This window comes from Actinomycetota bacterium, assembly GCA_030774015.1.
Taxonomy (GTDB): Bacteria; Actinomycetota; UBA4738; order UBA4738; family JACQTL01; genus JALYLZ01.
In genome coordinates this window covers 38,234-58,227 of the sequence record JALYLZ010000063.1, presented here as the reverse complement: position 1 = coordinate 58,227, position 19,994 = coordinate 38,234, and the positions used below count along the sequence as shown (strand labels likewise).

Here is a 19,994-nt window from a genome sequence, read left to right as displayed (position 1 = left end):
CCTTCTCCCAGCACCGGGGGTGCGTCGCAACGAGCCGGGTGCCGCAGACGATGCGGACCTGCTCGATGCCGCCCACGACGGTGAGCTCGTGGTGGGCGAACGCCGTGGGGACCGAGTAGTCGTTGCGGTCGAAGCGCACCAGGGACAGCGAGTTGGCCCTGCCGGCCACCACCCGGCGGGCCTGCGGAGGGGGCATGGCCCAGGTGAGCGGCAAGTCAGGCGGCTACTACGGCTGCCTGGCCGCCTCGAAGAGCGCGTGCGAGAACAGGCTGCTCGTCAGGCGTTCCCTCGCCGAGAGGCTGATCCTGGCCGCCGTCCACGATCGGCTGTCCGACGCCGCCGAGGTCAAGCGCATCCTCACGAGGGTCGAGGAAGCCGTGAGGGACCAGAGGTCGGACCTCCCGGAGACCATCCGGCTGAAGGAGGCAGAGCTCGCCTCGGAGGAGCGGCGCCTTGCGAACTTCATCGAGTTCGTCGGGGAGGGCCGCGGGAGTCGCGCCCTAGGCCAGGCCCTCGTCGAGACCGAACGTCGGGTGGAAGACCTCACCGAGGATCTGAAACGTCTGCGCTCGACCCGGGAGAAGGTCTTCCGGGCACCACCCATCGAGTGGATCCGAGAGCGGCTCGACCGGCTCCAAGACGTCCTCGAGCGGAACACAGGGCCTTCCGCGCTCCTGCTCAGGCAGTTCCTCGGGCCGATCCGGCTGGAGCCTGTTGCCGTCGACATCGGACGTCCCCACTACCGAGCAGTGACGTCGATCAACACGCTGGCCCTGATCGAAACCGAACCCGACTCCCAGGGTGGGGAGCCGGGTTCGAATTCATTGCGTTGGTGGAGGTGGGGGGATTCGAACCCCCGTCCCAAGGTGACCATCTGGGTCTTCTACGGGCGTAGCCTGCGGTCAGGTCTCGCCTCGAGGCTCCCACAGGCGGAGGACCTCTCGGCCAGCCCGGCTGCGATGTCCGACGGCGGCCACCGGGCCGAGCTGCCGTCGTGAGCCTGCTGATGACGTCCGACCCCCGGCCACAGGCGGTCCTGGGCGGACGGCTACCTAGCTAACTAGGCAGCCAGCGCGTAGTTGTTGGCGCTTGTTTGTTGTCCCGGCTTTTAACGAGGCATCCGGGGACCTCGGCCCGCTTCCCCCAGGCGGATACCACCCAGGTCGAAGCCAATGCACCCCCGTATGGAGTTGTCAGGCGAACCTTCTCCAGTATACCGGGAGGTCCTACGCCCCTGCGACGTTCCGAAACCGGCCCAGGATACCCAAGGCCCCCATCGGCAGTGGTCCGGGGCCGCGGCTCAGCGCCGGCGGGAGGTCGCCCGCTCCATCTCGCGGCGGTGCTCACGCTCCAGCGTGGCCTGGCGCTTCTCGTAGGCCCGCTTCCCGCGCCCCAGGCCGATCTCGACCTTGGCCAGCCCGTGCGCGAAGTACACCCGGATCGGCACCAGGGCCAGGCCCTTCTCCGCGGTCTTGCCCAACAGCCGGTCGATCTCGTTGCGGTGCAACAGGAGCTTGCGCCGCCGCTTGGGGTCGTAGCCCCGCTTCTCGCCCTGCTCATACGGCGGGATGTGCATGTTCTCGAGCCACAGCTCGTTGCCGTCCACCCGGGCGAACGCCTCCGACAGCGATGCTCGGCCCAGCCGAAGGGACTTCACCTCGGAGCCGGTCAGCACGATGCCGGCCTCCAGCCGTTCCAGGATCTCGTAATCGAACCGGGCCCGGCGGTTGGTGGCGACGACGCGCTGGCCCTGCTCCGCAGCCTTCGGCACCGGGTCCGGCGCCCCCCGTCAGACCTCGAGGAACCGGCGCATGGCGAGCGCGCTGGCCATGAGCGCGACCACCACCGACACCACCAGCAGCAGCGGGATCAGCGACAGGAGGTCCTGCGTTCGCACGATCGGTAGGAAGGCGATGGTCTGGTGGATGGAGTTGAAGAACACCCGCCGGAGCACCGCCAGCGCGGCGATGGCCAGGGCGGCCCCGACCAGGCCCTCCACCAGGCCCTCGATCAGGAACGGCATCCGGATGAACCAATTCGTGGCGCCGACCAGGCGCATGATCCCGATCTCCTTGCGCCGCGCGAACACCGCCATGCGCACGGTGTTGGCGATGAGCGCAACCGAGGAGATCAGCATCACCGCCGTGGCGATGTACGCCCCCCATCGGAGCACGCGAGACACGGCGAACAGCCGGTCCAGCACGGCCCGCTCGTCGACCACGGTCTCCACCCCGGGTTGCCCCTGGATCTGCGCCGCGATCACCGCGAACTTCGACGGGTCGGCTAGCTTCACCCGGAACGACGCCGGCAGCGCGCTCGGCGAGACGTTGTTGACCAGGTCGGGCTGGTTGGCGAACAGCGCCTTGAACCGCTCGTAGGCCTGCTGCTTCGACTCGTAGCGGACCTGGTCCACCTCGGGCATGGCGTTCAGCTTGGCCAGGATCCGGTCCGAGTCGGCCTGGCTGATGTTGTCGTTGAGGTAGACCGCCACCTCCACCCGTTCGGTCTGCTGGTCGATGACCAGGCCGATCTGCCGCCCGATGAGCTGCGCGCCACCCAGCAGGAACAGCGAGATGAACATGGTGGAGACGGCCGCGAACGCCACCAGGCCGTTTCGTCGCAGCCCCGAGAGCGTCTCGCGGAAGTAGTAGTCGACCCTACGTGCCATAGCCGTACACCCCTCGGGACTGGTCGCGGACCACCTTCCCGGAGTCGAGCTCGATGACCCGCCGGCGCATGGCGTCTACGATCGCGTTGTCGTGGGTCGCCATGATCACCGTGGTGCCGATGCGGTTGATGCGGTCCAGCAGCTTCATGATCTCCACCGACGTGGCCGGGTCCAGGTTCCCGGTGGGCTCGTCGGCCAGCAGGATCAGGGGCCGGTTCACGAACGCGCGGGCCACGCTGACCCGCTGCTGCTCGCCACCGGACAGCTCGTCCGGGTAGTTGTTGAGCTTGTCGCCCAGGCCCACCAACTCGAGGATCTCGGGGACCCGCTGGTCCACGACGTGCTTGGGCTTCCCGATGACCTCCAGCGCGAAGGCCACGTTCTGGAACACCGTGCGGTTCGGCAGGAGCTTGAAGTCCTGGAACACCGTGCCGATGTTGCGGCGAAGCTCCGGGACCTTCCACCGGGTCAGCTTCCCGATGTTCTTGCCGGCCACATAGATGTTGCCGGAGGTGGGCTCCTCCTCCTTCAGCAGGAGCCGGATGAAGGTCGACTTCCCGGAGCCGGAGGGCCCCACGATGAAGACGAACTCACCCTTGTTGATCTCCACGTTGACGTCTTGGAGCGCGGAGACTGAATCCTTGTACATCTTGGTGACGTGTTCGCATTTGATCATGGGCGCACAGGGAAGAGGTTGGGGACGGCGGCGAGTCTAACAAAGGCCTGATGGCTTCGAAACCATCCGGGCGTTCGGGTTCGGTTTGGGCTCCCGGCCCGCTCAGACCTTCAGCGCGGTCCTGGCGGCCGCGGCCACGTGCGACGCGGAGATGCCGTACTCCTCGTACAGCTCCTCGCCGGTCCCCGACTGCCCGTAGTCCTTCGCCCCCAGCACCGTCAGCCGGGCGTCGCTGCCCGCCTCCGTCAGGACCTCGGCCACGGCGGACCCCAGCCCGCCGAGCACGTTGTGGTCCTCCACCGAGATCACGTGGTCGCAATCGCCGGCGGCTTCCAGGATGGTCTGCTTGTCGATCGGCTTGATGGTGTGGACGTTGATCACCCGCGTGGAGATTCCGTCGTTGCCGAGCGCGTCGGCGGCCCGAAGGGCCTCCTGCACGGTGCCCCCGCTGGCCACCACGGCGACGTCCGAGCCCTCGCGGAGCACGACCGCCTTCCCCAGCTCGAACCGGTAGCCGGATGTATTCACGTCCGCCACCTTCTGCCGGGTCAGGCGGAGGTACACCGGTCCCTCGTGCTCGACCAGGTACTCGACGGCCCGCTCCGTCTCGACGGCGTCCGCGGGCTGGATCACGGTCATGTTGGGCAGGGCCCGCATGGCGGCGACGTCCTCCAGGGCCATCTGCGAGGCCCCGTCGTCGCCGATCCCGATCCCCGCGTGGGTGCCCGCCAGCCGCACGTTCGCCTCGTTGTAGCCGACCGACATGCGGATGACCTCGAGGCGGCCGGCCAGGAAGCACGCGAACGAGGATGCGAACGCGATCTTCCCGGACAGCGCCAGGCCCGCGGCCACGCCCACCATGTTGTTCTCGGCGATGCCCACCTCGATGAACCGCTCCGGGTACGTCTCCTTGAACAGGTAGGTGAAGTTCGACTTCATGAGGTCCCCGTCGAGGACCACGACCCGGGGGTCCGCCCCGACCCGGACGAGCGCCTCGCCGAACGCCTCGCGCGTCGCCTTGGCCATCAGTGGCCACCTCCCTCGAGGGCCTCGAAGCGCTTTCGCGACTCGTCGGCGTCGATCGTGCCCTCCAGCTCGGCGATGGCGATCTCGCCCTCCTCCTCGCTCGGGGCCTTGCCGTGCCAATCCGGGTTCAGCTCCATCCACGACACGCCCTTGCCCTTGATGGTGTGCGCCACGATCATCGTGGGCTGGCCGCCGATCGACTCGGTCTCGTCCAGCGCGTCGAGGATCTCCTCCATGTCGTGCCCGTTGATCTCCCGGACGTGCCAGCCGAAGGCCCGCCATTTCGCCACCACCGGGTCGATGTCCAGGATGTTCACGACCCGGTCGCTCTGCTGCACCTGGTTCTGGTCCAGGATCGCCGTCAGGTTCGTGAGGCCGTGCTTCCCGGCCAGCATCCCCGCCTCCCAGATCTGGCCGGCCTGGGACTCGCCGTCGCCCAGCATGCAGTAGACCCGCCAGGACGCGCCGTCGAGCTTCCCGGCCATGGCCATCCCCACCGCCATGGACAGGCCCTGGCCGAGCGAGCCGGTGGCCGCCTCGATGCCCGGGCAGCGCACCCGGTCCGGGTGCCCCTGGAGCGGCGAGCCCAGCTTGCGCAGCGTCCACAGCCAGTCCTCCGGGAAATAGCCAAGGCGGGCCAGCGCCGCGTACACGATCGGCACGCAGTGGCCCTTGGACAGCACGAACCGGTCCCGGTCCGGCCACTCCGGCTCCTGCGGGCGCAGGCCCATCTTGTGCAGGAACAGCGCGGCGATGAGATCGGCGGCGGAGAGCGTTCCTCCCGGGTGCCCCGACCCCGCCTTGATCAGCATGCGGATGTCCGTGATCCGCAGCTGCCGGGCCTCCTCGGTCAGGCGGTCCACCAGGGCCTGGCGATCCTCGACGGTCGTCCTCTGTTCCATGGCATCTCCCTCGACCGGGCACTCGGCGGCGTCCGCCCGAGTGCCTTCGGGTGCCCGGATCCGCCGTGGCCACGAATGCGTTTCATTCCGGCCATCTCCGGGAAACTCGGGCACGGGCACCGACGAACTGTTGTCAGTGAAGAGTCTACGGCCGGCCGGCGACGCGGAGCGAACCCGGGGCGGCGGGCGGCCGTCTCGACTCCCGAACGTAAGATTGCCCCACTCGCGCGGTGCCCTGCCTGCGGGAGCGGGCCTTCGACCGGAGTACGGCTGTCGACGTGGCGAACGCGGATGAGGTGATCGAACGGTGCGAGCGGTCCTGACGCGGCCGTCGGAGCCTCCCCGGGCCCCGGAGCCGCCACCATCGAACCGTTCCCGAACCGTGCTCGCCGCAGTGGCGGGCCCCGCCCTCATCGTGGTGCTGGTCGTGTTCGCGATGCGCGGCCTGGCCTTCCGCAACGACCTGTCCAACCAGCACCCCGACATCCTGGCGTTCTGGCTTCCCCACTTCTGCTTCCTGGGGCAGAGCCTGGCGCACGGCCACATCCCGCTGTGGAACCCCCATCAGATGGCCGGCATGCCGTATGCGGCGGACCCGCAATCCGGGTGGCTGTACCTGCCGGCCATGGCCCTGTTCAGCACGCTGTCGTGCGGGACGGCGCTCCGGATGTTCATCGTCCTTCAGCCGCTCATGGCGGGTCTGGGGCTGTACTGGTTCCTCCGCAAGGAGCGGCTGCACCGGGTCACCGCGACCGCCGGAGGGCTATCGCTGGGCATGCTCATCGCGGCCTCCAACGTGGGACTGTCGCTGCCGTTCGCCGGGATGCTGGCGTGGACGCCGTTCGCCCTGGTCGGTGCGTCGGGCTTCCTGTCGGCCACCCGGTGGCCGGCCCGCCTGGGTTGGCTGGCCCTGGCAGCGGTGGCCTGGGGGCAGGTCGCCGCCGCCCACATGAGCCACGGCCTGGCCATGGCCAGCCTGGCCGTCGCCGTGTACGTGGTGGCCCGAACGGTACGCCGCGTGCGGGAGGGACAGGCCCTGGGCCCGGCCGTCGCGCTGGCACTGCTGTTCATGGCGTTCCTGCCGTTCGCGAACCTGGCTCTGTTCATCCCGCGGATGGCGCTGTTTCCCAGTACCAGCCTCCGGGGCGGCTACGCCTCGGTGGGGGGAGCCGTGGCGCGGCTGGCCGGGATCGCGGACCAGCCCCTCGCGCCGTCCGGCGTGTGGAGCGGGTGGCCGCTGGCCCTGGGCAGCGCCCCGGGAGGCTACGTGGGCGCGATCATCCTGCTGGCCATCCCCGCCGCGCTCCGGGTCCGGAGCAAGCGGTACCTGGCCGTGGCGTTCGGCATCGTGGGCCTGGCCTCGTACGTGCTGACGCTGAACTTCTTCGTCCGGGCGCTGTGGTACCGCAAGCTGGTGCTGTCGCTGCCGTACGGCGACGTGTACCTGCACAACCCCGGACGCCTTCGGTACCTCCTGCTGCTGGCGGTGCCGGTGCTGGGGGCCCTGGGGATCCAGGGACTGATCGAGCGCCCGTTGCCGGCGCGGCGGGCGGCGGCGTGGATCGGCGCCGGGGTGGGCATCTGGCTGGTCCTGCCTGTGCTGCTGGGCGCCCACCCGGTCCGGATGCTGCTGCTGCTGGCGGGTGCGGCGGCAGCGTTCCGCGTGCTGATGGCGCTGGGACGCGGGAGACGGTGGGCCGGGCTCGCCGTGGTGGGGGTCCTCGCCGTGGAGCTGCTGGGCAGCGCGATCTATTCCCAGGCCTACGCCGGCGGAACCGTGTTCCTGGGCCTCGAGCACAGCGGCCAGAACCTGGTTTCGGGGCCGCTGCGGTGGCCCGACGTCCCTGTGGACGACTACCTGCGGCCGGGGCGGATCGCGCGGGCCCTCCAGGGGCAGCGCGGGCGGTACATCACGTGGGCGCCGCCCACCACCTACTACCTGAAGGGCTACCTGTTCACCCAGGACCCGGATTCCTGGCCGGCCCTCGAGAACGGGCGAGGCATGCTGTTCGGCCTTCATGACGTGCTCGGCTACGACCCCGTGCAGCTGACCCGGTACTGGTCGTACATCCGGGCCACGAACGACGGCACGCCGCTGTTCTACAACGCCTCGGTGATTCGCAATCCGTCCGTAAGCGACGTCCGGTTGCTGTCCATCCGGTACCTGATCGCGCCCACGGGGCTGACCCTCCCGCTCCGGGCAACGCCGGTGACCCGGGAGGGGCGGTTCACGCTGTACCGGCTCCGGGACTGGCAGCCCATGGTGTCGGTGATCCGGCGGTGGCGAGTGGCGCCGGACGGCGCGGCGGTGCTCCGGCGGGTGCTCCAGCCGCAGTTCGACCCCTCGCAGCAGGGTGTCGTGCTGGTCAACCCCGGCATCGCCCCCTCCGGAGGCGGCCCGGGGCGGGCCACGTTCCACGAGCTCTCCCCCGAGCACATCCGCATCCAGGTCGCCACCCCCGGGAGCTCGCTGGTCGTGGTGCGCAACGCGTTCGACTCGGGGTGGACGGCCACCGTGGACGGCAAGCCATCGAAGGTGCTGGCGGCCGATTACCTGCTCCAGGCCATCCCGGTGACGGCCGGGCACCACACCATCGAGCTGGTGTACCGGGACCCTCCGATCGCCCGTGGCCTGGTGGCCTCGGCGGCGGTGTGGGGACTGCTGGTGCTCGGGCTGGCGGTGTCGCTGCTGATGTCGCTGCTGGGCCGGGGGCGCCGGCGGCGCGGTCCCCGACCGGACGGGCCCGATGACGAGCCCGCCTCGCCGGCGCCCGTCGAGCCCGCCCCGTCCCCTTCCGGCTGAGATCGACTACCGGGCGGCCGGTGCAGCCCGCTGCCGCAGGTAGGCCTCGATGAGCGGGTCCAGGTCCCCGTCCAGGACCCGGTTCACGTCACCGATCTCCAGGTCCGTCCGGTGGTCCTTGACCAGCTGATAGGGGTGCAGCACGTAGGAACGGATCTGCGAGCCGAACTCGATGTCGCGACGCTCGCCCCGCAGGTTCTCGAGCTTCTGGAGGTGCTCTCGCCGCATCAGCTCGGCCAGCCGCGACGTCAGGATGCGCATGGCCACCGCGCGGTTCTGCATCTGGGAGCGCTCGTTCTGGCAGGCGGCGGTGATGCCGGTGGGCAGGTGCGTGATCCGCACCGCCGAGTCGGTCACGTTCACGTGCTGTCCGCCGGCGGAGGACGACCGGTACGTGTCGATCCGGAGGTCCTTGGGGTCGATCTCGATCTCGGCGTCCTCCTCCAGCAGGGGGATCACGTCGAGGCTGGCGAACGAGGTGTGGCGTCGGCTGGAGGCGTCGAAGGGCGAGATCCGGACCAGGCGGTGGACCCCCCGCTCCGCCGAGAGCAGGCCGTACGCGTGGGGCCCCGACAGGATGAACGTGGCGCTCTTGATGCCGGCCTCCTCCCCCGGGAGCACCTCGTCGAGCTCCACATGGAATCCGTGCCGCTCTGCCCACCGCACGTACATCCGCAGGAGCATCTCGGCCCAGTCCTGGGACTCCGTGCCGCCCGCGCCCGCGTGGATGCTGGCCACGGCGTCGTTGTCGTCGTATTCGCCGGAGAGGAGCGATTCGAGCTCCAGCCGGTCGACGTCGCGCTCCAGCGACTGGAGCGAGCGGCGCAGCTCGGCCTCGAGCTCCTTGTCGTCCTCATTGGAAAGGAGCTCGTCCATGGCCCGGGCGTCGGCCAAGCGGCTTGCCAGGGAGTCGAAGCGTTCGACCTCGGCCCGGAACCGGGCCAGGCGGGTGGTCAGATCCTTGGCCCGAGGCGGGTCGTCCCACAGGTCCGGCGAGGCCGCGGCCTGCTCCATCTCGCCGACCCGCGCGCGCTTGGCGTCGACGTCAAAGGTACTCCTTGGCCGACGCGATCCTTGCGGAAAGCTTCTCGATGCGTTCGGTGCCGTCGCTCACGCCGATATGGTACCGGCGCGGCGCCACTCCTCAGGCGTAGCCCTTCCAGGAGCCGCCGGCGTCGAGGGGCGCCAGCCGCGCCTCGACGCGCTTGCCGGCTTCCTCGTCTCCCAACCGGGACGCCACCTTCCCGGCCCGGGTCCACAGCTCGGCGGCCTGAGGACGCGCGTCCAGCGACTCCGCCCGCTCCGCGGCTCGCTCCAGGTACGCGAGCGCCTTGGCCGGTTGGTCGCTCCGGTAGTAGTAGAAGGCCAGCTCCTCGAGGTGCTCCTCCACCGCCGCTGCGTACACGTCGTTCTCGAATGCGTCGGCCACCCGCCCGTACAGCTCCCGGCGGCTGGTTGGAGTGAGCGTCGAGAGTGCCGCGTCCTGCACCAGCCCGTGGCGGAACGTGCATTCCAGCTCGGGATACCGGCGGAGCTCCCGCACGATCTCCGCCCGGAGGAGCTCCGCCAGGTCCGCCTGGACGTTGCCGTCGTGGAGCCGTTCCAGGACCCGGACCGGGAAGCTCCGCCCCACCACGGCCGCCGCCTGGGCCAGCCGGCGGGCTCCGGGAGAGAGCCGGTCGATCCGGGCGATGAACAATCCCTCCAGGCTGGCGGGGATGAGGCCGGTCGTGGAGGAGGGAAGCGTCCAGGTCCGCCGCCGGTCCGGGACGCCGCTCTCCAGTACCGCCCGGAGCAGCTCCTCGACGTACAGGGGGTTCCCCTCCGCCCGGCTCACGATCTCGGATCGGGTGGTGGGATCGAGGATGCCGATCGGCATCAGCGCGTCGACCAGGCGCTCCGCCGACTCCCGGGCCAGCGGGGTGAGCGGCAGCTCCACCGCCCGGTGCATGAACTCGGAGAGGACCTTCAGGCGGAACGTCCAGCCCTCCGAGGCCGGATCGGAGCGGAGCGAGGCCGCCACCAGAAGGGGGGCCCGGTCGGTCACGGCCAGGAGGTCCTCCGCCAGCTCCCGGGTGGCCGGATCGGCCCACTGGAGGTCGTCCACCGCCACCACCACCGGACGCTCGGCGGCCAGACGCTCGATCCAGGCCAGGTACGCGCCCCGGATGCCGGCCGAAAGGCGGTCCGCGGAGGGGGGGTGGAGGTCGCGCTCGGGCTCCGCCTCCAACCGGACCGACAGGAGCCGGCCCAGGTACGAGAGCGCGTCGGGGTGCTGGGCGTCCAGGAGCGGGGCCATGCGGGCTCGCAGGCGCATCCGCACGGCCACCTCCGCCTCACCCTCGGAGGTTCCCAGCCAGCTTCGGATCATCTCCACGAACGGCCAGTACAGCAGCTCGCCCCCGTAGGACAGGCAGCGGCCCTCCAGCCACGTCACCCGATCGCCGGCCACCCGCCGGAGCTCGGCGAGCGTGCGGGTCTTTCCCAGCCCGGCCTCGCCCGTGACCACCAGGACCTGCCCCCGGCCGGCCTCCAGCTCGTCCACCACCGCGGCCAGCCGGGCCAGCTCGCCGTCCCGGCCGATCAGGGGTGTGGCCGGACCGGCTTCCAGGGTGGAACGGGGCGCGACCAGCCGCCACGCCAGCACCGGCTCCGTCCGCCCCTTCACGGCCAGCTCCCCGAGCGGCTCCAGGACGAAGTGCTGGGACAGCCGGCGGGCGGCCGCGTCGCCCACGGCCACGGTGCCCGGGAGCGCCGCGGACTGGAGCCGGGCGGCCACGTTGGTGGTGTCGCCCAGGGCCACCTCCTGCGGGTCCGCCGCCCCCACCGTCCCCACAGCGGCGGGTCCGGAGTTGATGCCGACCCGGACGTTGAACCCGGCGATCCCCCACCCGGCCTCGATGTCACGGCCGTACTCCCCCACCAACTGGAGGATGCGCAGCGCGGCCCTGGCGGCACGTTCCTGGTCGTCCTCGTGGGCCGCCGGCACGCCGAAGTAGGCGCAGATCCCGTCCCCCATGTAGGCCTGGATCGTTCCACCGAATTCCTCGACCGCCCGGCTCATGCGGCTCACGCACTCCCCGATCAGGGCCTTGACCTCGTCCGGCCCCAGGCGCTCGCCGAGCGCGGTCGATCCCACCACGTCGGCGAACAGGGCGGTGACCGGCCGGAGCTCGTCCGCGCGGCCACCTGTCTCGAACCCTCGCATGGGCGCGCCGGTGGCGGTGTGGGGCTCCGCGACCCCCGCTCCGGCCGCCGTCCCGGAGGCCGGGACGGGCACGGGCGTGCCGCAGGAGGGGCAGAAGCGCGCCCCGGCCGGGATGCGCGCTCCGCACGTGGCGCACGGTACAGCGGTGTCGTGATCGCTCATGGCTTCGGCGGGGTCGGTCGCATTCTCACCGTTCGTCCGGCGGGCTGTCGAGGGAGCGAGAGAGCGCCGGGTGGCTCAGCGGTTCAGGCCGCGGTCTCGCCGGGTGGCCCAGCGGGTCAGACCGTGGCCCCGTGGCACTTCTTGTACTTCCGCCCGGATCCGCACGGACACGGCGCGTTCCGGCCGACCTTGTCGCTGCGGGCCTGCGGCGCGGTCCCCGCCTCATCCCCGCCCTCGCCGTGGCTCACCAGCACGCGCTGAGGCCTGGGCCGGGCCGGCTCGTCCTGGCGGACCAGCTCCACTCGGTAGATGTAGCGGACGAACTCGTCTCGGATGCCGCCCTTCAACTCCTCGAACATCGAGTGGGCCTCGCGCTGGTACTCGACGAGGGGGTCGCGCTGGCCGTATGCCCGGAGGTGGATGCCCTCCTCGAGGTAGTCCATCTCGTAGAGGTGCTCGCGCCACTTGTTGTCGATGATCGAGAGCAGGACCATGCGCTCGAGCTCCCGCATGGTCTCCGGCCCGACCAGCTCCTCCTTCTCCTCGTAGGCCGCCATGGCCTCCTGGAGGATCTTCTCCAGGACCTCCTCGGGGTCGTCGACGCCCTCGAGGTCCGCCACCCGAAGCTGGACCGGGTAGATGTTGGCCAGCGCGTTGAACATGCTCTCGAGGTCCCACTCCTCCGAGAAGACCTCCGCGGAGACGTACTGGGCCACCGTGGCCTGGACGGCGTCGGTGACCATCTCCAGCGCATCGTCGCGGAGGTCCCGACCCTCCAGGATCTTCCGGCGCTCCGTGTAGATCACCTGGCGCTGGGTGTTCATGACCTCGTCGTACTTCAGGACGTTCTTGCGTCGCTCGAAGTTGACGCCTTCGACCTGTCGCTGCGCGCCCTCGATGGCCCGGCTCACCATCTTCGCGGCGATGGGCTCGTCCTCCGGCCACTTCAGGCGGTCCATGATCCGCCCGATCCGTTCGGAGGCGAACAGCCGCATCAGGTCGTCCCCCAGCGAGAGGTAGAACATCGACGCGCCCGGGTCGCCCTGCCGGCCGGACCGGCCCCGGAGCTGGTTGTCGATCCGGCGGGACTCGTGGCGCTCGGTGCCCAGCACGTACAGCCCGCCGACCTGCACGACCTCCTCGTGCTCGGCGTCGGTCTGGCCCTTGAACTTGCGGAAGATCGGCTCGTACTCGGCCTCGTAATCCTCGCGCTCCTGGGGGTCCATGTCGAACATCAGGTAGCGGTCGTTGTCGAACCCCCGAGCGGCCATCTCCTGGCGGGCCAGGTACTCGGGGTTGCCCCCGAGGAGGATGTCGACCCCTCGGCCGGCCATGTTCGTGGCCACCGTGACCGACCCGAGCCGACCGGCCTGGGCCACGATCATGGCCTCCTTCTCGTGGTGCTTCGCGTTCAGGACGTGGTGCGGGACGCCGCGGCGTCGGAGGTAGCCGGACAGGCGCTCGGACTTCTCGATCGACACCGTGCCCACCAGGACGGGCTGGCCCTTCTCGTTCCGTTCCGCGATGTCCTCGGTGACCGCCCGCCACTTGGGGTCCTCCGACTTGTAGATGACGTCCTGCTGGTCGTTGCGGACCATGGGCCGGTTGGTGGGGATGTCCACCACCCCCAACTTGTAGACCTCCTCGAACTCCACCAGCTGGGTCTTGGCCGTCCCCGTCATCCCGGCGAGCTTGTCGTACATCCGGAAGTAGTTCTGGATGGTGATGGTGGCGAGGGTCTGGTTCTCCTCCTTGATCCTCACGCCTTCCTTGGCCTCGATGGCCTGGTGCAGGCCCTCGGAGTACCGCCGGCCCTCCAGCACCCGGCCGGTGAACTCGTCGACGATCTTGACCTCGCCGTTCGCGACGATGTAGTCGACGTCGCGCTTGTACAGCTCCTTGGCCCGCAGGGAGTTCTGGAGGTGGTGCACGAGCGGCGTGTGCACGTGCTCGTACAGGTTCTCGATGCCCAGGATCTCCTCGACCTTGCGCACGCCCTCTTCGCTGACGGCGACGGTGCGCTTGGACTCGTCGGCCTCGTAGTCCTCGTCCTTGCGCAGGCGCGGCGCGATGCGGGCGAAGGTCTGGTACCACTTGGCGGAGTCGGCCACCATGCCGCTGATGATCAGCGGGGTCCGGGCCTCGTCGATCAGGATGGAGTCCGCCTCGTCCACGATGGCGAAGTGGTGCCCGCGCTGGACCATGTCCTCCAGGCGCATGGCCATGTTGTCGCGGAGGTAGTCGAACCCGAACTCGTTGTTGGTGCCGTAGGTGACGTCGGCGGCGTACGCGGGACGGCGCTCCTCGGGATTCATGCTGGTCTGGATCAGCCCGATGGAGACGCCCAGGGCTCGGAAGATCGGCCCCATCCACTCGGAGTCCCGCTTGGCCAGGTAGTCGTTGACGGTGACCACGTGGACCCCTTCGCCGCCCAAGGAGTTCAGGTAGCTCGGCAGGGTCGACACGAGGGTCTTTCCTTCACCGGTCTTCATCTCGGCGATGTTGCCCTGGTGCAGGACGACGCCGCCCATCAGCTGCACGTCGAAGTGGCGCTGCCCGATGGTGCGCTTGGCCGCCTCCCGGACGGAGGCGAAGGCCTCGGGGAGGATGTCGTCGAGGGTCTCGCCGTCGGCCAGGCGGCGCTTGAACTCATCGGTCTTGCCGCGGAGCTCGGCGTCCGAGAGGTCCTCGATCTCGGGCTCGAAGGTCCCGATGACCCGGGCGAGCTCGCCCAGCTTCTTGACCTTGCGACCCTCTCCGAAATCGCCGAGCTTGTCGAGTACCAACGGGGCTCCTTGCGGTCGTGCGCGAGCGCGTATGGGGAACTCGATTATACGAGGGGGGTCCTGGTTGGCCGGGGTTCCGAGCGGCAGCGGTGCGGTCGCCCCGATGGGGTCGGGCCCGGCTACGGGACCGCCGGGGAGGGGCCCCCGGCACCGTCCGAGACGTCCAGGATGTTCTGGCGGACGGCGTAGACGACGGCCTCCATCCGGGAGTGCAGATGGAGCTTGTCCAGGATGTTGCGGACGTGGTTCTTCACGGTGTTCTCGGAGATGAACAGCTCCCGGGCGATGTCCCGGTTGTTCAGGCCGTTCGCGACCAGCCCGAGGACCTCGGTCTCCCGGTCGGTGAGCCGGGGCGGGGGCATCAGGCGCCGATCCGCGGCCTGCTTGCTCATCGTGGCGAACTCCGTGAGCAGCTTCGAGGCCATGGACGGAGAGATGCGGGACTGCCCGGCCACGACGGAGCGGATGGCCTGGGGGATCTCCTCCGTGGAGATCTCCTTCAGCAGGTAGCCGGAGGCGCCGGCCTTGATCGCCTCGTACAGGTCGGCTTCCTCCTCCGACACCGTCAGCATCAGGATTCGCACGTGCGGGAGCATGTCCCGGATCTCCCGGGCCGCCTCGATCCCGGAGCGCCTCGGCATACGGACGTCCATGAGCACGACGTCGGGCATGAGCTCCTGGGCCTTGGCGGTGGCCTCCTGACCGTCCGACGCCTCGCCGACCACCGTGATGTCCGGTTCGGGCTCCAGGACGATCTCGAGCCCGCGGCGGAACAGGGCGTGGTCGTCCACGATGAGGACGCGGAGCTGGTCCTGGTCGTCCTGCGGGCTGACTTCTCTCGTACCCACCCGTCCCCCGGCGTTGGGCCACGGCCCCGGTCGGGCTACTCCGCCGCTGTCTGTCCTCCCGGGTTGGTCCGAGCGGATTTTAGACGATTGGCCCCATCCAGAATGCGGTTTCGCCGTTTCTCGCGGTGATCGCGGACCTGACGCTCCAGGCGCTCCACGAGCTGATCGAGGCCCACTTCGACGTCGCGGGCCTGGGCTCGAGCCCGAAACGTCTCGCGGGGCGTTTCCAGGGTGGCCTCGACCCGCTTGGCGCCGTTCTGCCGGGGGTTGCGCTCCGAGATCACCTCGACCTCGACGCGGACGGCCTTGGGCTCGACCCGGGACAGCTTGTCGAGCTTATGGCGAACGGTACGCCTGAGCTGGTCGGTGACCTCGACGCCCCTGCCCTTCACCACCAGCTCCATGCCGCCTCCCTGTCTCGAGCGCCGCGGCCGTGCAAAGGACTCCCGTCCGACTGACCTGGTCTTTGGCCCCACACCCGCCTGCTGAGGGGATCACCGCGTTCCCGCGGCTTAGCACCTTCTCCCGGCCGGGATACCCCGGCCAGGGCAGGACTTACATCTAAGTCGCACCATGCTCGGCGGCCAAGGCTCGCCTTACGTGGGTCGCTTCGCCTGCGACTGGCATCGACTACCGGGGTCGGTCCCCGGGCAACCACAGACTCAGACGGGAGTCGTCCCGACTATAGCATCGTGCCGGGATCGGCCCGGACAGAGCCCTGGCCGCCGTCAGCAACCCGACGTGGGCGGCCCCCGCCGAGACCAGCACCCGGGCGCATTCCGCGGCCGTGGCCCCGGTCGTGAGGACGTCGTCCACGAGCAGGACGCTGGCCGGAGGGTCCCGGCCCGCGGAGCGGAACGCCCCTCGCATGGCCCGGCGCCGCTCCACCGCGGAGCGTCTGGCCTGGGGCGGCGTCTCCGTGGTGCGTTCGAGCAGCGGCACGGCCGGGACGGACACCCGTCCGGCGACGGCCACGGCGAGGGCTCGGGCCTGGTCGAACCCCCGCCGGGCCCTGCGGCCCGGCGACAATGGCACCCACGTCACGGCCTCGGCTTCGAACACGTTGACCGCCGCCATGGCTGCCCCGAACGCCTCCGCGACGACCCGCCAGCCCGAGAACTTCAATCGATGCAGGGCCGCCCGGGCAGGACCCTCGTACACGAGCGGTGATCGAGCGACCTCGACGGGAGTCGGTGGGCAGTCCCTGCACCGGCCCACCGCATCCTCGGCCGGCCGGCCGCATCGGGCGCACAGCGGCGGCGTGACCACCACGAGAGCGGCTCGGCAGCCCGGACAGAACGGCCACGACCCCGCGCCGCAGCTGGCGCACCGGAGCGGAAACAGCATGTCTCGCAGGACCCTGACCATCGAAGGGACCGTAGCCTCGGCCAGTGACACGACCCCGCCGCAGCGCTGTGGCCAGGGCGAACAGCGGGCGCAAGCCCGAACGGCCGGCCCACGGACTCCCCTGGGCCGGCATCGACCGCAGGCACCGAGGACCCGGAATTCGCTAGGGAAGGTCGATCTCGAGCTGCCCCCGCGCCATGGGCGCCCTTCCCCGGATGGCCTGGAGCTCGATCCGAAGCCGGCGGTGGCGCCGGAGGACCGGATATGCGGTGGCCGTCACCTCACCGGTGGCATCGTCCAACACCAGGGCGATCACGGGAAGGACGTCGCCGTCGGCCCGCAGCTCGACCTCTACGGCCTGGGGCGGGTCGACCTGGAGCCGGACCGTCGTCGCGTCGGTCGTGCACTGCACCCGGTCGACCCGCGCGGACCCGTCTCCCAGCTCCATGTCCTCCTCGACCCGGAGGGTCCCCGTCCGGATCGTGCCCCGCGGCCACGGCACGGAGAAGCGCCGGTCACCCGGGTGCACCTGCCTGACCCCGTCCACCTCGAGCTCCACCTCGAACCCGTACCAGCCCGCGTCCAGGTCCACGATGGACGCCTCGAACGGCACGAAGAGGTCCTGATGGGGCGGGGCGTCCAGCGTCACCTCGCCCAGGGGCAGGTCGCGCACCGCCGGGCCGGGCAGCCGGACCACCCGGGCCGCCACGACGGAGACCTGATGCGGATCGGCGTCCTCCCCCCGGAGCACGAAGGCTCCTTTCACCGTGGCCGGGAACCGCTCGAAACGAGCCCGGATGGAGATGGAGGGGACCGCGGACTCGCCGCTCACGACGCGCGGCTCCCGCCCACGACCGCCCGGAGCCTCGAGCGATACGGCGCCCGCACGATCCCCTGCTCGGTCACGATGGCCGAGACCAGCCGCGCCGGCGTCACGTCGAAGGCCGGGTTCGCCGCGGGCGTCCCCTCCGGGGCGAACCGGACTCCTCGGGGCGCCGTCACCTCCAGGGGGTCCCGTTCCTCGATCCGGATGTCCCTACCGCTCGGCGTCGACAGGTCGATGCTCGAGGTCGGCGCCGCGACGTAGAACGGGACGCCGTGATGGCTCGCCAGCACCGCGAGCTGGTACGTCCCGATCTTGTTGGCCACGTCGCCGTTGGCCGCGATGCGGTCCGCGCCCACGATCACCAGGTCCACCCGGCCCTGCGCCATCAGGTGACCGGGTGCGGTGTCCGCGATGAGGGTCATGGGAACGCCCATCCGCTGGAGCTCCCACGCGGTCAGGCGGGCCCCCTGCAGGACGGGCCGCGTCTCGTCCACCCACACGTGCACCCGCTTGCCGGCCTCGTGCGCCGCATACACCACGCCAAGCGCTGTTCCCGTCCCCAAGGTGCACAGCATGCCGGTGTTGCAGTGCGTGAGCACGTTCGCTCCCGGCGGAACCAGCTCCGCTCCCAGGGCTCCCATGGCCAGACAGGCCTGCTCGTCCTCCAGGGCGATCCGGAGGCTCTCGTCCAGGGCGGTACGCCGGATCTCGTCGATCGATCCCCGCGCCCGGACGGCGGCCAGGACCCGGCCCACCGCCCAGGCGATGTTCACCGCCGTGGGGCGGGTGGCCACGAGCCGGCCGGCCTCGCGTTCGAGCTCGTGGACCAGGCCCCTGGGGCCGCGGGCCTCGGACCGATGGGCGGCCAGGGCCACGCCCATGGCCGCGGCCACGCCCAGCGCGGGAGCGCCCCGCACCGCAAGCGTCCGGATGGCTTCCGCCACGTCATGGGGCGAGCGGCAGGCGAGGTAGACCTCCTCCTCGGGGAGCCGGGTCTGATCGAGGATCCGCACGACGCCGTCGTCCCACTCGACCGGCTTCACGTCGCCCCTCCGTCGCGAGCCTCCCGGACCAGCTCCGCCACCGCCTCCGCCAGCGACGAGGCGTGCGCGTACCTTCCGTGCGGCGTTCCCGGTCCGACCTCCTCCGGAACGGTTCCCGGCGGGTGCGCGTGTGCGACGGCCCCCGGACCGCGCTGCCGGTACGCGGCGAGGTGGAGGGCGAGGTCCGACGACGCCCCCGCCGGCGGCCCGTCCAGGCTTCCCTCCAGGACGTCGTCCGGCGACAGCCCGGCCAGCGAGCACCCAGCCCGCGTGATCACGAGGCGGTTTCCGTCGGATACGGAGAGGTTCCCGTTGGCCCCCTTGACCAGGCCCAGCGAGAACAGGGTCCGGCCGGCCGTCCGGAACTCGCCGAGGAGAGCGTCGGCCGGTCCCATGCGCCGCGCCGGCCGGCTAGGCCTCCATCCGGGGCGCCGGACGCACTAGGTCCCCTGCTCCCAGGACTGGAGGTAGGCCTCCTGCTCAGCGGTGAGCTCGTCGATCTCCACGCCCATGGCCCGGAGCTTCAGCGTGGCAACCTCCGCGTCGATGTCGGCCGGCACGGAGTACACGTCGGGCGCCAGCCTGGACTCCTGCTTGGCGATCCACTCCACGGTGAGCGCCTGGTTCGCGAACGACATGTCCATGACCGCCGCCGGGTGGCCCTCCGCCGCGCTCAGGTTGACCAGCCGCCCCTCGGCCAGCAGCGAGATCCGACGGCCGTCCGGGAGCTGATACTGGTCCACGAACTCGCGGACCCGCCGCGGCTCCCCGCCCATGTCCGCGAGCGCCCCCTTGTCGATCTCCACGTCGAAGTGCCCCGAGTTGGCCAGCACCGCCCCGTCCTTCATCACCTCGAGGTGCTCGCGACGGATCACCGAAGTGTCCCCGGTCACCGTGACGAACACATCGCCGAAGCGGGCGGCCTCCCGCAGGGGCATGACCCGGAAGCCCTCCATGACGGCCTCCAGGGCCGGGAGCGGAGCCACCTCGGTCACCACCACCGCCGCGCCCATCCCCCGGGCTCGGGAGGCCACACCGCGGCCGCACATGCCGTAGCCGCACACCACGACGGTCCGCCCGGCGAGGAGGAGGTTCGTGGACCGCAGGATGGCGTCGATGGTCGACTGGCCGGTCCCGAACCGGTTGTCGAACAGGTGCTTGGTGTTCGCGTCGTTCACAGCCACGATCGGGTAGGCCAGCACGCCGTGCTCGGCCATGGACCGCAGCCGGATCACGCCGGTGGTGGTCTCCTCGGTCCCGGCCAGGATCTCCGGAAGCTGCTCCCGGCGCTCCTTGTGCAGGATGCCCACCAGGTCGGCGCCATCGTCCATGGTGATGTTGGGATGGTGGTCGAGGACGGAACGGATGTGACGGTAGTAGGTCTCCCCGTCCTCACCCTTGATGGCGTAGACGAAGATCCCGCTCTGCTCGCACAGCGCCGCGGCCACGTCGTCCTGGGTGGACAGCGGGTTCGAGGCACACAGGGCCACGTCCGCCCCTCCGGCCTGGAGCGTCTCCACCAGGTTCGCCGTCTCGCTGGTGACGTGCAGGCACGCCGCGATGCGCATCCCCTCCAGGGGCCGTTCCTTCTCGAAGCGCTCCCGGATCAGCCCGAGCACCCGCATCTCGCTCTGGGCCCAGTCGATGCGCCCTCGACCTTTCTCCGCCAGTCCGAGGTCCTTGACGTCGCAGTCCATGC

At 70.4% G+C, this 19,994-nt stretch carries 17 protein-coding genes, 1 other RNA gene and 1 pseudogene; 1 reads left to right on the top strand and 18 read right to left on the bottom strand.

Annotated elements, in window-relative coordinates; genetic code table 11:
• The 7 genes from M3Q23_06330 to M3Q23_06300 all read right to left on the bottom strand — a co-directional run.
• Positions 1-214: IS21 family transposase (locus M3Q23_06330; GenBank protein ID MDP9341710.1), on the bottom strand; the 214-nt coding region annotated here is incomplete at its 3' end.
• A gap of 616 nt (positions 215-830) precedes the next feature.
• Positions 831-1,182, bottom strand: a transfer-messenger RNA (tmRNA) gene (gene ssrA / locus M3Q23_06325).
• Between the two features lie 118 nt (positions 1,183-1,300).
• Positions 1,301-1,771, bottom strand: coding sequence for an SsrA-binding protein SmpB (gene smpB / locus M3Q23_06320; GenBank protein ID MDP9341709.1), 471 nt, complete (start codon positions 1,769-1,771; stop codon positions 1,301-1,303).
• Positions 1,772-1,789: 18 nt separating this feature from the next.
• The gene (gene ftsX / locus M3Q23_06315) at positions 1,790-2,668 is read right to left on the bottom strand and encodes a permease-like cell division protein FtsX (GenBank protein MDP9341708.1); all 879 of its coding nucleotides are present in this window, start codon (positions 2,666-2,668) and stop codon (positions 1,790-1,792) included.
• Positions 2,658-3,344, bottom strand: coding sequence for a cell division ATP-binding protein FtsE (gene ftsE / locus M3Q23_06310; protein ID MDP9341707.1), 687 nt, complete (start codon positions 3,342-3,344; stop codon positions 2,658-2,660). The genes ftsX and ftsE overlap by 11 nt, the downstream gene beginning before the upstream one ends.
• A 102-nt stretch (positions 3,345-3,446) precedes the next feature.
• Entirely contained in the window at positions 3,447-4,370 is a 924-nt protein-coding gene (locus M3Q23_06305) for a transketolase family protein (protein MDP9341706.1), read from the bottom strand.
• Positions 4,370-5,272: a transketolase gene (locus M3Q23_06300; GenBank protein ID MDP9341705.1), complete on the bottom strand. Its 903-nt coding sequence runs from the start codon at positions 5,270-5,272 to the stop codon at positions 4,370-4,372. Before M3Q23_06300 ends, M3Q23_06305 begins: the two co-directional genes overlap by 1 nt.
• 307 nt (positions 5,273-5,579) lie before the next feature.
• Between M3Q23_06300 and M3Q23_06295 the strand changes: the two genes are divergently transcribed.
• Complete coding sequence (locus tag M3Q23_06295) at positions 5,580-8,075, top strand: YfhO family protein (GenBank protein ID MDP9341704.1); 2,496 nt, start codon at positions 5,580-5,582, stop codon at positions 8,073-8,075.
• A gap of 6 nt (positions 8,076-8,081) precedes the next feature.
• Here M3Q23_06295 and prfB read toward each other — a convergent pair.
• From prfB to ahcY, 11 genes and pseudogenes are all read right to left on the bottom strand, one after another.
• A protein-coding gene (gene prfB / locus M3Q23_06290) for a peptide chain release factor 2 (GenBank protein ID MDP9341703.1) occupies positions 8,082-9,189 on the bottom strand; the annotation gives its coding sequence in 2 pieces (ribosomal slippage) (positions 8,082-9,122 and positions 9,124-9,189; 1,107 coding nt in all).
• A 30-nt stretch (positions 9,190-9,219) separates the two neighbouring features.
• Positions 9,220-10,620, bottom strand: a complete 1,401-nt coding sequence (locus M3Q23_06285) for an AAA family ATPase (protein ID MDP9341702.1) — start codon at positions 10,618-10,620, stop codon at positions 9,220-9,222.
• A 159-nt stretch (positions 10,621-10,779) separates the two neighbouring features.
• A pseudogene (locus M3Q23_06280) lies at positions 10,780-11,445 on the bottom strand (zinc-ribbon domain-containing protein).
• A 116-nt stretch (positions 11,446-11,561) separates the two neighbouring features.
• On the bottom strand, positions 11,562-14,231 hold the full coding sequence (gene secA, locus M3Q23_06275) for a preprotein translocase subunit SecA (protein ID MDP9341701.1): 2,670 nt from the start codon (positions 14,229-14,231) through the stop codon (positions 11,562-11,564).
• 119 nt (positions 14,232-14,350) lie between these two features.
• Positions 14,351-15,079: a response regulator transcription factor gene (locus M3Q23_06270; protein MDP9341700.1), complete on the bottom strand. Its 729-nt coding sequence runs from the start codon at positions 15,077-15,079 to the stop codon at positions 14,351-14,353.
• Between the two features lie 35 nt (positions 15,080-15,114).
• Positions 15,115-15,483: a ribosome-associated translation inhibitor RaiA gene (gene raiA, locus M3Q23_06265; GenBank protein ID MDP9341699.1), complete on the bottom strand. Its 369-nt coding sequence runs from the start codon at positions 15,481-15,483 to the stop codon at positions 15,115-15,117.
• A 226-nt stretch (positions 15,484-15,709) separates the two neighbouring features.
• Positions 15,710-16,447 (bottom strand): ComF family protein, encoded by a 738-nt coding sequence (locus M3Q23_06260; protein MDP9341698.1) that lies wholly within the window; start codon positions 16,445-16,447, stop codon positions 15,710-15,712.
• 142 nt (positions 16,448-16,589) lie between these two features.
• On the bottom strand, positions 16,590-17,258 hold the full coding sequence (locus M3Q23_06255; protein ID MDP9341697.1) for a hypothetical protein: 669 nt from the start codon (positions 17,256-17,258) through the stop codon (positions 16,590-16,592).
• The gene (gene mtnA / locus M3Q23_06250; protein MDP9341696.1) at positions 17,255-18,295 is read right to left on the bottom strand and encodes an S-methyl-5-thioribose-1-phosphate isomerase; all 1,041 of its coding nucleotides are present in this window, start codon (positions 18,293-18,295) and stop codon (positions 17,255-17,257) included. Before mtnA ends, M3Q23_06255 begins: the two co-directional genes overlap by 4 nt.
• Positions 18,292-18,690, bottom strand: a complete 399-nt coding sequence (locus M3Q23_06245) for a class II aldolase/adducin family protein (protein MDP9341695.1) — start codon at positions 18,688-18,690, stop codon at positions 18,292-18,294. The genes mtnA and M3Q23_06245 overlap by 4 nt, the downstream gene beginning before the upstream one ends.
• Before the next feature lie 45 nt (positions 18,691-18,735).
• Positions 18,736-19,992: an adenosylhomocysteinase gene (ahcY, locus tag M3Q23_06240; protein ID MDP9341694.1), complete on the bottom strand. Its 1,257-nt coding sequence runs from the start codon at positions 19,990-19,992 to the stop codon at positions 18,736-18,738.
• Between the last annotated feature and the right edge of the window lie 2 nt (positions 19,993-19,994).